Consider the following 13,201-nt stretch of genomic DNA (forward strand, 5'->3'; position numbering starts at 1 on the left):
ACGGAGGTTGGCGGAGTTACGGGGCTGCATAGGCGTCATGTTCATAGAAAAACGCCCCAGGCCATCGAGACCCAGGGCGGTGAAGATATCAAAGACCCGTTTTCCGGTAAATCGCAATGCGGCTCCGCTTAAGTGAACAGCATTGCCTGTGACAGGGGCCTTTTTGCTCATGTAGGGTCATGGGCGACACGTCGTCAGCCGGGCAACACCACCCGGCTTTCACCGCCACCGAGGGCCTCCACCCGCACCTGCACACCGATCCGCTCCACCAGGGTCTGCACGTGGGAGATGACCCCGATCTGGCGACCGGCCGCCTGCAGGGAATCGAGGCTGGCAAGCGCCAGATCCAGGCTGTCGGGGTCGAGGGTGCCGAAGCCTTCGTCGATGAACAAGGATTCGACCTGGGTCTGGCGCGACGACAGGCTGGATAGGGCCAGCGCCAGCGCCAGCGACACCAGGAAGCTTTCACCGCCGGAGAGGGAATCCACCGAGCGCACCTCATCCCCCATGTCGAGATCCACCACCTGCAGCGCCAGATCGGTGCCGGGCACTCGCTCCAGCCGATAGCGAGGGGAGAGCTCGGCGAGCTGGGCGTTGGCCTCCAGCAGCAGCCGCTCCAGGGTGAGGCTCTGGGCGAAGGTGCGCAGCTTGGCGCCGCTGGCCGAGCCGATAAGGTCGGAGAGGCGCTGCCAGTGATCCGCCACCGCCTGCTGGGCGGCCAGTTCCTCCTGCAGGGAGCCCGCCTTGAGGGCCGCCGCCTCGGCCTGGGCCAGCGTGCTCTTGCACTGGAACAGCTGCTCGTCGAGAGCGCGGCAGTGCGCCTCCAGCGCCGTCAGCCGGCTGTCGAGCTCCGGCGGCGCCAACGCGGCCAGCTCGGGGTGATGCTCGCGGTAACGATCCCGCTTGCTCTCCACCAGTGCCAGCGCCCGCTGCCGCTCGGTCAAACGGGTACGCGCCTCGGCGCGGGCATCCTCCAGCGCCTGCAAGGCGGCGCGGCGCCCCTTGAGCTCATCCGGGCTCATGGCCAGCAGGCGGCGCAGATCATATTCGGCGATGCCGAGGCTGCTGGCGTGGGCAGCCCAGCGCCCCAGCACCTCCCGTCGCCGCCGGCTGCTCACCTGCTTCTCCTGCTCCAGATGGCTGAGACGGGTCTTGAGCTCGGTCTGGCGCTCGCGCAGGGTGCGGGCCGCCCCCTGCATCGTCTCCAGCTCGCTGGCCAGTTGCTGCAGCCGCTGCTGCCAGCGGCTCTCGACCAGGGCAATCTCCTCCCCCCCCAGACAGGCAGCGCGGCTGGTAACCAGCCCCTGCCGTTGCTGTTCATGTTCCTTGTAGTCGCGCTCGAGCTTGTGCAGCAGCTCACGCTGGGTCTGCAAGCGCGCCTCCTGAGCACTCAGGGCCGGGGTGAGGCTGGCAATCTCGCCGGTCAGCCGCTCCCACTCGCTCTGGCCGTGCAGCCAGGCCTCGCAGGCCCGCTGCCACTCGCGCCACTGCTGGCTGCCCAGCCACTGACGCCAGGGCTGGCCTCCCATCTGCTCGTCGAGCCGGCTGCCCCCCTGTTCAAGGCGCTGGCGCAGGGTCGTTTCCTGCTCGCCCATCGCATTCACCTCCCCTTCCAGAGCGATGCGCTGGCGGTCGGCCTCCTGCCACTGCTGCTCGAACTGCTGGTGCTGGCTGGCCAGCTGGCTCAGCTGCTGGCGCACGGCCTGCAACTGCTGCTGCCCCTGCTGGGCCTCGCGCAGTTGCTGCTGGCTGCGGGCCAGCCCCTGCTCCAGACTCTGGCCGCGGCCGAGCAGGGTACTCATCAACTCGTTCCACTCGATCGGGCTCTGACGCAGCGGCAGCGGATGGCCCAGCAGCTCGGCACCGCCCAGCTGCTGCCAACGCTGGGTCAGCTGTTCGGCACGCATCTCCAGCTCAGGTAGATGCTGCTGACGCACTGCCAGCTGGCGGGCCAGCTCCTGGCGTTCACTCTCGCACTGAATGTATTGGTGATTGAGCCGCTCCCACTCGAGCTCGAGGCTGCGGACGCGCTCCGCCAGCTGCCCCAGAATGCCCGCCACCTGTGGCTGACTCTGGTGATAGGGGTGCTCCTCGGCGCCGCAGAGCGGGCAAGGTTCACCGTCGCGCAGGATATGGCGATGCTGCTCGAAACTGGCGATGGCACGGGACTGCTCCAGTGCGTGACGCGCCTCGTCCCGTTGCAGGGCGAGCCGCTCGCGGGCCGGCGTCAGCTCGTCGCCGAGGATGGCCAGCTTGCCGAGCGCCTGCTCCAGCTGGACGATCTCCTGCTGCAGGCGACCATGCTGCTCACCGTGATTGCGGCCATAGTCCGCCAGCTCCAACAGCTGGCGCAGCTGGCCCAGCTGCTCAGTCTGCCCTTGCCACTGCTCCTGCGCCTTGGCCAGACGCCCCTCCCACTGCTGCTCCTGCAGCTCGTGCTGTTGCTGCTGCAGCCGCTCCTGCTCGCGCTGCCAATAGTCGCGCTCCTGCTGCCCCTGTTCCAGCTGATGTTGCAACTGCCTGAGGGCGCGCAGCTTGTGTTCGCGCAGGGTGAGCAGTTGCTGCAGCCTGTCGGCATCCTCGGCCCAATCCTGCATGGCGGTGAGCAGGGGCTGCCACTGGCGGGCCACCGGCGCCAGCTCCTTGTGCTCCTCAAGCCAGGCACCCCACTGCTGGTGCTGGCCCTTGAGCTGCTCCACCTGCTGGCACTGCTGGCGCCAGCCCTGCTCCAGGGTGAGCTGCACCTCCCGCTCCTGCGCCCCCTCCTGCTGGATCTTCTGCAGTTGCTGCTGCTTTTCCCGAATGCGGGTGTCGAGCTCCTGCGCCCGTTTGAGTTCAGGCTGCAGGGCGCCCCACTCGCGCTCGGCGGCGATCTTCTCCGCCAGCAGTTGCTGTTCGGTGAGGGCGCTCTGCTGGGTCTTCTCCTCCAGCTTGCCAAGTTCAGGGCCAAGCTCGGCCAGCGCCTTCTCCTGCTGCTGCACCTCCAGGGTGAGGCGAGCCAGTTCGTCGTGATCCGCGCGGGCCACCTGGGCCTGCTCGGCGCGGGCGAACTCCTCCCGCTCGGGGGCTGCCGCACCGTGGGCCGCCTCGGCTGCGGCAAGGGCCGCTTCCCCCTCCTGACAGGCCTGCAACTGGGCAGCGATACGGCCGTTGAGATCGCGCAAGTCCTGCATCAGCTGCTGTTGCTGCTGCTCGTGCTTGAGGCTGGTGGCGAGGCTGACCTGCTGGCTCACCCACTGCTCGCGGGTCGCCTCGTCCATCAGCGCCACGTCACCGAGCCGCTGGCTGATGGCAGCCAGTTTCTGCTGCTCCTCCCGCGCCCGCTCATGGGTCTGGACCGAAATAGCGGAGTAGAGCTCGGTGCCGGTCATCCGTTCGAGCAGGGCCGAACGCTCGTCGGCACTCGATTTGAGGAAGGCGGCAAACTCCCCCTGGGGCAGGATGACGGCGCGGCGAAACTGCTCCCAGGAGAGCCCCACCAGCTCGTCGATGCGATCCTGCAGCTCCCGCTTGCTGCCACTGAACACCTGGCCCGACGCCACGTCGGTCAGGCTGCGCTCCTGGGCCTGAAAGCGCCCCTCGGCGCGGTTGCGGGCCCGGCGCACCGCCCAGCGGGCCAGCCAGACACGGCCGTCACAGCCGCGAAACTGCACCTCGGCAAAACCGCTGGCATGGCCGCGGCTGAGGATGCCGCGCACGTCGTTGGCCTTGAGCTTCTCCTCGTCATCCATGCGGCCCACTTCGGCCACGTTCTTGCGATTGGCGATAAAGCGCGGCATCTCGTCGTAGAGCGCCAGACAGATGGCATCGAGCAGGGTGCTCTTGCCCGCGCCGGTATTGCCGGTGATGGCAAACAGGCCGGCGGCCCCCAGGGCGCCACCGGCAAAATCGATGGTGAATTGACCGGTCAGGCTGGCCAGATTCTCCCCTGACAGCGACAAGATTTTCATTGGCTAGACTCCTTCACCTGCTCCAGGATCTCTTCAAACGACGCCACCAGCTCGGCCTCCGGCTCCCCGTCGAACTGACGCTGATAGCAGAGGCGAAACACCTCGGTGGGGGAGAGCTCATCGAGCCGGCGCTGGCCGGCACCATCCGCCAGCCCCTGGCCCGAGCCCTGATAACTGGTCGTGATGCGGGCAAGGCGCACCGGCTTGTCACCGATAGCGGCCAGCACGCGCTCGCGGATGCGGGCCTCGGGTTTGGACAGCAGCAGCCGCACCTCGAGGAAGGGCTGCGCCTGCTGCGGGCAAGCGGGCAGCGCCAGCGCCTCGATGGCCTGGAGCGCCTCGTCAAGGCCGCTCTGGGGCAGCCGGATCATCTCCACCGCGCGGGGCACCGGGATCCGCTCAAGGCGGGCCAGTTTGCCCCTCTCAAACGTCACCTCCAGCACCTGATGGTTGTAATTCGCCTCGGCCAGCGAGAGCGGCAGCGGCGAGCCGCTGTAGTGCACCCCCTCGGCCGGACTCTGGGCCAGGTGCAGGTGACCCAGCGCCGTGTAGTCGGCGGCGGCAAACAGCTCGGCAGGCAGGGCATGCTGGTTGCCACCGAGCACCCTCCGCTCGGAGAGCTCGGAGAGCTGGCCCGCCGCCAGATAGGCGTGACCCATGGCGATGAGGGCCTGATCCGAATGGCAGCGCGCACGCCCCTCGCTCAGCACCGCCTCATAGACCTGGCGTACCCCTTCGATCAGTCTGTCCTGCCCCTCGCAGAGCCCGTCGGGGCGCAGATCGCTGCTGCGCAGAAACGGCACGGCGGCGCACCAGGCGGCCACTTCGCCATCCTTGCCTCGCAGCGGCACCAGCAGGCGCTCGGTCTCGAGGCGCCCTTCGTCGTCCCGGCTGATGCTGCCCACCAGATGCAGGTCGAAGGCGCGCAGCAGCTCGTGGGGGGCATCCAGCTTGGAAGGAGAATCGTGGTTGCCGCCGATCAGCACCATCTCCAGTGCCGGGTGCTCGGCCCGCAGCCGTGCCAGGAAGCGGTAGAGCTGCTGCCAGGCACTGGCGGGAGGGTTGGCGGTGTCGAACAGATCGCCCGCCACCAGCAGGGCATCGATGTCGCGGGTCTTGATGGTGTCGGCCAACCAGTCGAGGAAGGCGTCGTGTTCGAAGCGGCGGTCGTGGCCGTGAAGCTGATGACCGAGGTGCCAGTCGGCGGTGTGCAGGATCTTCATGGAAAACGGCTCGATAAGGAGAAGAGAGCGGGGGCGAGGGCGCCCCGGGATGGAGACAAGATGAGGATGGTGCCCCCCGTTTTCAACCGGGGCAGCCCCAGACGTCAGATTCAGACGGCTTGGTAATGCATCTGGTACTGAAGATGGCCGGTGAGGGGATCGGGCACCTCCCCCCCGATTTCAAAGCCGTGGCGGCGGTAGAAACGCACCGCCGGCTCGTTCTCCACGAAGACCCGGGTATGCAGCTCGGCACATCTGGATCTGGCTTCCTGCAACAGGGCGTGCCCCACCCCCCGTCCCTGCCTATCGGGGCGCACGAAGAGTGCAGCCAGGTAATCATCCACCAGCGCCATGAAGCCGAGCAGGTCCCCTCGCTCCTCGAACACCCAGATGCGGGCGTGATCGAGGTAGCGGGTACGCAGCTCCTCCTGAGCCTGCCACCAGCAGGAGGCATCGACGAAATCGTGGGCCTGCAGGGAGGCCAGGAGCCAGATTTCGACGATCTCTTCCATGTCTTCCGGCCGACTCTGTCTCAACATGGTCGCCTCCTTGTCAGCAATGTGAACACTCGCAGTCTAGGGGAGTTGGGCCCGCTCCCGGGGGATCAAGATGGGGCCCTGTGAGGTCGATCGCCCTTTATTTAGCGAGAATGATTGGCTGATCACAAAGCGCCTCTCTAGTACAATGCCCGCCGGACAATCTAGAGACCGAGGACGCCATGTGGTTTAAAAACCTGCAGATTTACCGCTTTACCCGCCCCTTCGACCTGACCGTTGAGCAGCTGGAAACCCAGCTGGAAGCCTGCGCCTTCACCCCATGCGGCAGCCAGGACATCTCCCGGTTCGGGTGGGTCAAGCCCCTTGGCAAATTCGGCTCCACCCTGACCCACGCCGCCTCTGGCCACATCCTGCTGTGCGCTCGCAAGGAAGAGAAGATGCTGCCCGGCACCGTGGTCAAGGAGATGCTGGCGGAGAAGGTAGAGGCCATTGAATTCGAGCAGGGTCGCGCCCTCAAGAAGAAAGAGAAGGAGGCGCTGAAAGAGGAGATCATGCACACCCTGTTGCCCCGCGCCTTCAGCCGCACCAGTCAGACCTTCGCCTGGATAAACCCTGCCGACAACCTGATGGTGGTGGATGCAGGCTCAGCCAAGAAGGCGGACGATCTGCTGGCGCTCCTGCGCAAATCCATCGGCTCCCTGCCGGTGGTGCCGGTGGCCCTCAAGAACCCGCCCGAGATCACCATGACCGAGTGGCTCAACGAGGGCAACCTGCCCGCCGCCTTCACCCTGGAGGACGAAGCCGAGCTGCGCAGCGCCATGGAGCACGGCGGCATCATCCGCTGCAAGCAGCAGGATCTGATGAGCGAGGAGATCAAGAATCACCTGGCCAACGACAAGCTGGTGACCAAGCTGGCCCTCAACTGGGGCGAAACCCTGAGCTTCGTGCTGGGGGACGATCTCTCCATCAAGCGCCTCAAGTTCAGCGAAGAGCTGCGCGAGCAGAACGACGACGTCACCAGTGAAGATCCCGCCGCCCGCCTGGACGCCGACTTCGCCCTGGTCACCGCCGAGCTCTCCCAGTTCATCCCGGCCCTGTTTGCCGCCCTGGGCGGTGAAGAGCAGTCCATCTAAGCAAATTGGCTCAGCCTGATTGCAAAAAACCGCCTTCACGGCGGTTTTTTCATCTCCATCGGCACCGTCGCCGCGGGCTGGTCCCCTCCGGGGTAGCGCGCCGCGCCCCATTGATTGCGGCAGCATGGCGCACTGCCCCGGCAGCATGACACCTCGCTAGAGCGCCCCCCTTTCCTGCAATAGTCGATGAAATCGCTGCGCCAGGGTGCGGTAACCCTCGGCATTGAAATGCACCGCATCGGACTTCAGGGCCGGGTCTCGCAGCAACTCACCGATGCTGTCGTTGTCCAGCACCAGCCCGTACTGCTCTGCCAGCTCCTCGTAGAGGGGAGCGCCATCGGCAAACAGGGATTTTCGGGGCACCCCGACAAGCAGGATCTGGGCCCCGCTCCCCTGCACCGCCTCTATCATGGCAGCGAGATTGGCCTTGAGGGCCGCCTCCCCGCTGCCACGCAGGATGTCGTTGCCCCCCTCCAGCAGGATGACCAGAGCGGGTCTGTGCCGGGCCAGCAACCCGGGCAGGCGGGCCCTGCCGGCCTGGCTCAGCTCTCCGGACACCCCGCCATTGACCACGGGATGGCCGCTCAGGTTCGCCAGCACGCTGGGGTAGCTTTGGGACGGGCTCACCCCGCGCCCCTCGGTCAGACTGTCCCCGAAGGCGAGCAGGGTCTCCCCCTGGGCCAGCGGTCTGAAGGTCGGCTCCCCGCAGGCCGTCAGCAACAGGCAGAGCAGCCCCGCAATGCAAGGTTTCGCCAGCGTCCCCCGGTGTGTCATGAGCGTCTCCTTGATAGTTTTGTAACCATATGAGTATTAAGACAAACTTTTAATCAAGCTCCAAGTGTGACACATTTCGGCAGGTGAACAAGAAACCGACAAGGAACCTGTCATGTCCCTCAAACCCCTCGGCCTGCTGGTCGCCCTCGGCCTGCTTGGCGGCTGCGCCTCCCAGGACGGCTTTCACTATGTCCCTCCTCCCCAGACCCTGATCGCCCCGGAGGCGGCCAGCGGCTGGATTGACAAACCGGGCTGGCAGGGCCGTGACTTCATGGTGGCGGCGGCCAACCCGCTGGCGGTGGAGGCGGGCTACCAGATCATCAAGGCGGGGGGCAGCGCCGTCGATGCAGCCATCGCCGTCCAGCTGGTATTGACCCTGGTGGAGCCTCAATCCTCGGGTATCGGCGGCGGCTCCCTCATGCTGGTGTGGGATGGCAAGCAGGTGGCGGCGGTGGATGGCCGGGAGACAGCCCCCGCCGCTGCCACCGATCAGCTCTTCATGAAGGAGGGCAAACCCATGGCCTTCTATGAGGGGGTGGTGGGCGGGCGCTCCGTCGGCGCCCCCGGCACGGTGCGTGCCCTGGCCCTGGCCCACGAGCGCTATGGCAAGCTGCCCTGGGCCACGCTGTTCGCACCCGCCATCACCCTCGCAGAGCAAGGGTTCGTGATAAGCCCCCGCCTCGCCACCCTGCTGGCAAAAGATCCCTATCTGGCCGGGGATCCGGACGCCCGCGCCTACTTCTATCAGGCGGATGGCACTCCCAAGACGGCAGGTACCCGGCTCACCAACCCGGCCCTGGCCAGGGTGCTGCGAACCCTGGCCAGCGACGGCCCCGATGCCTTCTATCGCGGCCCGCTGGCCGAGGCCATGGTGGCCAAGGTGCACGCCCACCCGACCAACCCCGGGGTGCTGAGCGCCGCCGATCTCGCCAGCTACCGGGCCAAGCTGCGGGGCGGGCTCTGCTTTGACTATCGCCAGAGCGAGATCTGCGGCTTCCCGACCCCCTCCTCCGGCACCATCGCCCTTGGCCAGATTTTCGGCATGCTGGAGAGCCGGGACATGGCCGCCCTCAAACCGGTACAGGGGGAGCAGGGTCAACTGGCCGCCTCCAGCGAGGCCATTCACCTCTATAGCGAGGCGGCACGCCTCGCCTTCGCCGATCGCAACCAGTATGTGGCCGACGGCGACGTCGTCGACGTGCCGGTGACAGGCCTGCTGGACAAGGGCTATCTGGCGCAGCGGGGGCACCTTATCGGCAACCGCTCCATGGGCGTCGCCCAGCCCGGCAACCCGCCCCGGGCGCTGGCCAGGGGCCGGGACGCCACCCCGGAGCTGCCCTCCACCAGCCACATCTCCATCGTGGACAAGAGCGGCATGGCGGTGGCCATGACCAGCTCCATCGAGGATGGCTTCGGCTCGCGGCTGATGGTCAACGGCTACCTGCTGAACAACCAGCTCACCGACTTCTCCTTCACCTCGGTGGACGCCGCCGGCCTGCCGGTGGCCAACCGGGTGGAGCCCGGCAAGCGCCCCCGCTCCTCCATGTCTCCCCTGCTGGTGTTTGACAAGGCAAGCGGCGAGCTGGAGATGAGCCTGGGATCCCCGGGAGGCTCAGCCATCATCAACTACGTGGGCAAGGCGCTGCTCGGCACCCAGGATTGGGGGCTCGACCTGCAGCAGGCCATCAACCTGCCCAATTTCGGCAGTCGCAACGGCCCCACCGAGCTGGAGCAGGGGCGCACGCCCGATACCGTGGTCCAGGGGCTCAAGGCCAGAGGGCACGAGGTCCTGCTTAACGAGCAGACCTCCGGGCTGCAGGGCGTCCAGCGCCATGCCGGCGGCTGGCTGGGGGCCGCAGACCCCAGACGTGAGGGGGTCGCCAGGGGAGAGTGATGCCCCTTCAGCACCCTCGTTCACCATGGAGGAGGCCAGCCTCCTCCATGCCGTGTGCTAATAGGTGTTCTCCCTTGCCTCCCGATATCATCATCGATTGATTATTCCTGCCAATTTTTCTTTAACTGCACACTATTTTCACCCAATCGCAATGCATTAAAGACGCTTTTCATTAAAACCAACGCAGAAACTGGAACAGTGTTGCTCATGGCATATAAATGCATTACTTTTCAATAGAAACGGCATCTGTTGCCCTCAAGATTCCCCTTGATACGGCCAACTTCTGTCTCTTTCGCCCCCTGCTCATTGACAGCTGCCCTCTTCACCTTCGGGTGATCTGGTAGCCCCTGACTGCCATTAGCGAGGTGACGACATGGACCACTCACTCCCCCTTATCACTACCCTGGTAGGCGGCCTCGTGCTGGCCTACCTCTTCGGCATGCTGGCAAGCCGCCTGCGCATCTCCCCCATGGTGGGCTACCTCGCGGCTGGCGTGGTATGCGGCCCCTTTACGCCGGGCTATGTCGCCGATCTGCGGCTCGCCCCCGAGCTGGCCGAAATCGGCGTCATCCTGCTGATGTTTGGTGTCGGCCTGCACTTTTCCGTGAAAGACCTGCTGTCGGTGAAACACATCGCCATCCCGGGAGCCATCGTCCAGATAACCCTTGCGACCCTGCTCGGCCTTGGCCTCTCCCAACTGCTCGACTGGACCGTGACCGCCGGCCTGGTGTTTGGCCTGGCCCTCTCCACCGCCAGTACCGTGGTGCTGCTGCGCGCCCTGGAGAGTCGCGGCCAGCTCGACACCAACGAGGGACGCATCGCCATCGGCTGGCTCATCGTGGAGGATCTGGTGATGGTGCTGGCCCTGGTACTGCTCCCCATCCTCGCCAACCTGCAGCAGGGGGGCGAGGCACTGACCCCGGCCCAGGTGATGGCGGATATCGGCCTGACCCTGGCCAAGGTAGCGGCCTTCATCGCCCTGATGGTCATCGGCGGGCGACGCCTCATCCCCTGGCTGCTGGCCCGCACCGCCGCCACCGGCTCCCGTGAGCTGTTCACCCTGGCCGTCCTCTCCTGTTCCCTTGGCATCGCTTTTGGCGCCGTCAAGCTGTTTGGCGTCTCCTTTGCTCTCGGCGCCTTCTTCGCCGGCGTCGTGATGAACAGCTCCCATCTGAGCCACAAGGCGGCCAACGACACCCTGCCCCTGCAGGACGCCTTCGCCGTGCTCTTCTTCGTCTCCGTGGGCATGCTGTTCGACCCCGTCATCCTGCTGCGCGAGCCCCTGGCCGTGCTGGCCACCCTGTTCGTCATCGTGATCGGCAAATCGGTGGCCGCCTTCGCCATCGTGCGGCTCTTTGGCCACAGCCAGCGCACGGCGCTGACCATCTCCGCCAGCCTGGCCCAGGTGGGGGAGTTCTCCTTCATCCTGATGGGTCTCGGGGTCATGCTCGAGCTGGTCCCCGGAGTCGCCCGGGATCTGGTGCTGGTCGGCGCCTGTTTCTCCATCGTGCTCAATCCGCTGGTCTTCAACCAGGTGGAGCGTTGGCTGAGGCGCCATCCCGAGCCACGCACCGATGAGTCACCTCACCTCTGCCCCTTGCAGGGCCATGTGGTGGTAGTGGGCGCCGACGAGATAGGTCAGCACCTCATCCGGCAGTTGCATGAACAAGGCAGGGAGATGGTGGTGATCGACACCGACGAGCGACTGCTGGCCCCCTGGCGCGCCATGGGGATCACCTGTCTGGCGGGCCATCCCATCCAGCAGGATCTGCTGACGGCGGCGCTGCCCAACGCCAGCTGGCTGCTGATCACTCTGGATGACAGCCTGCTGGCCGGTGAGATAGCCATCAGGGCGCAGGAATACGGCGCCCTGATGCGCATCGCCGCCTGTGCCCACCAGCACGAGGAGGTGCATCATCTGCGCGTGCGCGGCGTGCATCAGGTGGTCAAGAGCGAGGAGGAGGCTGCGCGGCGACTCTGTCACCTCGCCATGGAGATGGCCTGAAGCTCATCGGAAGTAACGAGTCCCCACGACGGGGCCAGACAAGAAGCCCGGGCCTGCTGCCCGGGCTTTTTGCATGACGGGGCGATACTGCCGTCCCCTCACAGCAGATCGTGCTTGTCCAGCAGGCGATAGAGGGTGGCCCGGGAGATATCGAGCGTGCGGGCCACCTCCTCGAGCTGATCGGGGAAGCGGGCCAGCGTCCGTTGCAAGGCCTGACGCTCCGCCGCTTCGCGCACCGCCTTGAGCGAGCCGTCGAGCAGCAGGCTGTCCATGTTGGTCAGCTCCATGTCATCGGCTTCGATGAAGGGGCCGCTGCACATGACCACTGCCCGCTGAACCCGGTTGCGCAGCTCCCTCACATTCCCCGGCCAGCCATAGGACTGCATGGCCTGGCGCGCCTTGCGGGTGAAGCTGAGCACCCGCCCGCCCCGCACTTCCGCCAGAATGTCATCGGCAAGGAGCTGGATGTCTTCCGCCCGCTCGCACAAGGCCGGGGTGCGCAGGCGCACCACGTTGAGCCGGTAGTAGAGATCCATGCGAAATCCGCCGCTGGCCACCGCCTGCTCCACATCGATATTGGTGGCCGCGATGATCCGCACATCCACACGACGCGTCAGGTGGCTGCCCACCGCCTCTATGCACTGCTCCTGCAAGAAGCGCAGCAGGGTTGCCTGATCCTCCAGCGGCAGCTCCCCTATCTCGTCGAGAAACAGGGTGCCGCCATCGGCGGCCTCTATCTTGCCTATCTTGTGGTGCTGTGCCCCGGTGAAGGCCCCCTTGACGTGGCCGAACAGCTCGGACTGGATGAGCTGATGGGGCATGGCCCCGCAATTGACCGCCACGAAAGGGCTCTCCTCCCCGAACGTGCTGTAGTGCAGCTCCCGGGCCACCAGCTCCTTGCCCGTGCCGCTCGGTCCCGTCACCAGTACGGGCAGGCGGCAATGCTGCAACCGCACGATCTGGTCGCGCAACTGGCGGATGGGGGCGCTCTCCCCCTGAATGAAACGAAGCTGGGGTTGCAGTCGGGGGCGGTGTCGCCGGATGAGGCGCGCCATCCCCAGGGCATGTCCCAGGCTGTGGGAGAGCCTGTCTCTGTCCAGGGGAAAGGTGTGAAAATCATGAAAACAGGCTGCCAGCAAATTGCGAAGGGCTTCGCTGGCGAGACAGTCCCGCTGGATGAGGCCGATCCACAAGGCGCCGGAGTGCTGCGCAATCAGGTTGTAGAGGGCTTCGTGCTGCTGATGCTCGATCACCACCAGCACCAGGGGATAGTCCTTTTCCTGCAGTTTTTTCTCTGCCACCACCAGGGAGCTTGCCTGCTCCACCTGCCACTCGCCTTGTTCCAGCAGGCTTTCCAGTACGGCACATGAATTGATGAGCAACAATGCCGTTTCTGTCATAGGGACAACTCCTTGTTATCGCCACTGCACGAAGGAGTCTGACGACTTGTCCAGATAACTCCCTTTATCATCAAATGGCGCCATTTAATATGGCCAGACGATGATAACTATAAACCATCCCGCCTTTAGATTGATGGCACCACAATATTGAGACAGCCAAATTATCCGTGAGAAAAAATAAGGTTCTTCGCGGGATCTTGGGGAAGTGGAAGTTGACAGACAGGGTGCTGGTAAACTGGCTGTCTCCAAACACACCACCACCATCACCCTGCTGTCGCCGTGCATCATATTGATATTGCCTCCTTCTGGCCAGGTTATACCGTCA

Annotated in this window: 8 protein-coding genes; 3 read left to right on the top strand and 5 right to left on the bottom strand. The window is 65.4% G+C overall.

Translation table 11 applies throughout. The features are described from left to right. Nucleotides 1-194 precede the first annotated feature (194 nt). The 3 genes from J9889_RS02245 to J9889_RS02255 form a co-directional block, all read right to left on the bottom strand. Nucleotides 195-3,950 (bottom strand): AAA family ATPase, encoded by a 3,756-nt coding sequence (locus J9889_RS02245; RefSeq protein WP_210555909.1) that lies wholly within the window; start codon nucleotides 3,948-3,950, stop codon nucleotides 195-197. Then, a complete protein-coding gene (locus J9889_RS02250) occupies nucleotides 3,947-5,173 on the bottom strand; it encodes an exonuclease SbcCD subunit D C-terminal domain-containing protein (protein ID WP_210555910.1) in 1,227 nt (408 codons plus the stop codon). The genes J9889_RS02245 and J9889_RS02250 overlap by 4 nt, the downstream gene beginning before the upstream one ends. Before the next feature lie 110 nt (nucleotides 5,174-5,283). Then, nucleotides 5,284-5,712: a GNAT family N-acetyltransferase gene (locus J9889_RS02255; RefSeq protein WP_010673565.1), complete on the bottom strand. Its 429-nt coding sequence runs from the start codon at nucleotides 5,710-5,712 to the stop codon at nucleotides 5,284-5,286. A gap of 179 nt (nucleotides 5,713-5,891) precedes the next feature. Here J9889_RS02255 and rdgC point away from each other — a divergent pair, with 179 nt between their 5' ends. Further along, the gene (rdgC, locus tag J9889_RS02260; RefSeq protein WP_010673564.1) at nucleotides 5,892-6,803 is read left to right on the top strand and encodes a recombination-associated protein RdgC; all 912 of its coding nucleotides are present in this window, start codon (nucleotides 5,892-5,894) and stop codon (nucleotides 6,801-6,803) included. Nucleotides 6,804-6,959: 156 nt separating this feature from the next. On the opposite strand, the gene J9889_RS02265 is transcribed toward rdgC, so the two are convergent. Then, a complete protein-coding gene (locus tag J9889_RS02265) occupies nucleotides 6,960-7,577 on the bottom strand; it encodes an arylesterase (RefSeq protein WP_210555911.1) in 618 nt (205 codons plus the stop codon). Between the two features lie 112 nt (nucleotides 7,578-7,689). Between J9889_RS02265 and ggt the strand changes: the two genes are divergently transcribed. Together ggt and ybaL are read left to right on the top strand one after the other, a co-directional pair. After that, the gene (ggt, locus tag J9889_RS02270; RefSeq protein WP_210555912.1) at nucleotides 7,690-9,471 is read left to right on the top strand and encodes a gamma-glutamyltransferase; all 1,782 of its coding nucleotides are present in this window, start codon (nucleotides 7,690-7,692) and stop codon (nucleotides 9,469-9,471) included. A 373-nt stretch (nucleotides 9,472-9,844) separates the two neighbouring features. Next, entirely contained in the window at nucleotides 9,845-11,476 is a 1,632-nt protein-coding gene (gene ybaL, locus J9889_RS02275) for a YbaL family putative K(+) efflux transporter (RefSeq protein WP_201996264.1), read from the top strand. Nucleotides 11,477-11,574: 98 nt separating this feature from the next. On the opposite strand, the gene J9889_RS02280 is transcribed toward ybaL, so the two are convergent. After that, nucleotides 11,575-12,876: a sigma-54 dependent transcriptional regulator gene (locus J9889_RS02280; protein WP_010673560.1), complete on the bottom strand. Its 1,302-nt coding sequence runs from the start codon at nucleotides 12,874-12,876 to the stop codon at nucleotides 11,575-11,577. Nucleotides 12,877-13,201: the final 325 nt, after the last annotated feature.

Source organism: Aeromonas sp. PrichA-15 (genome assembly GCF_017939245.1).
GTDB lineage: Bacteria > Pseudomonadota > Gammaproteobacteria > Enterobacterales > Aeromonadaceae > Aeromonas > Aeromonas caviae.

What these genes read in the sequence shown, in the direction of transcription:
- J9889_RS02245 (WP_210555909.1), bottom strand. Translation starts at nt 3,950, where the DNA reads ATGAAAATCTTGTCGCTGTCAGGGGAGAATCTGGCCAGCCTGACCGGT.
- ybaL (WP_201996264.1), top strand. Translation starts at nt 9,845, where the DNA reads ATGGACCACTCACTCCCCCTTATCACTACCCTGGTAGGCGGCCTCGTG.
- ggt (WP_210555912.1), top strand. Translation starts at nt 7,690, where the DNA reads ATGTCCCTCAAACCCCTCGGCCTGCTGGTCGCCCTCGGCCTGCTTGGC.
- J9889_RS02255 (WP_010673565.1), bottom strand. Translation starts at nt 5,712, where the DNA reads ATGTTGAGACAGAGTCGGCCGGAAGACATGGAAGAGATCGTCGAAATC.
- J9889_RS02265 (WP_210555911.1), bottom strand. Translation starts at nt 7,577, where the DNA reads ATGACACACCGGGGGACGCTGGCGAAACCTTGCATTGCGGGGCTGCTC.
- rdgC (WP_010673564.1), top strand. Translation starts at nt 5,892, where the DNA reads ATGTGGTTTAAAAACCTGCAGATTTACCGCTTTACCCGCCCCTTCGAC.
- J9889_RS02250 (WP_210555910.1), bottom strand. Translation starts at nt 5,173, where the DNA reads ATGAAGATCCTGCACACCGCCGACTGGCACCTCGGTCATCAGCTTCAC.
- J9889_RS02280 (WP_010673560.1), bottom strand. Translation starts at nt 12,876, where the DNA reads ATGACAGAAACGGCATTGTTGCTCATCAATTCATGTGCCGTACTGGAA.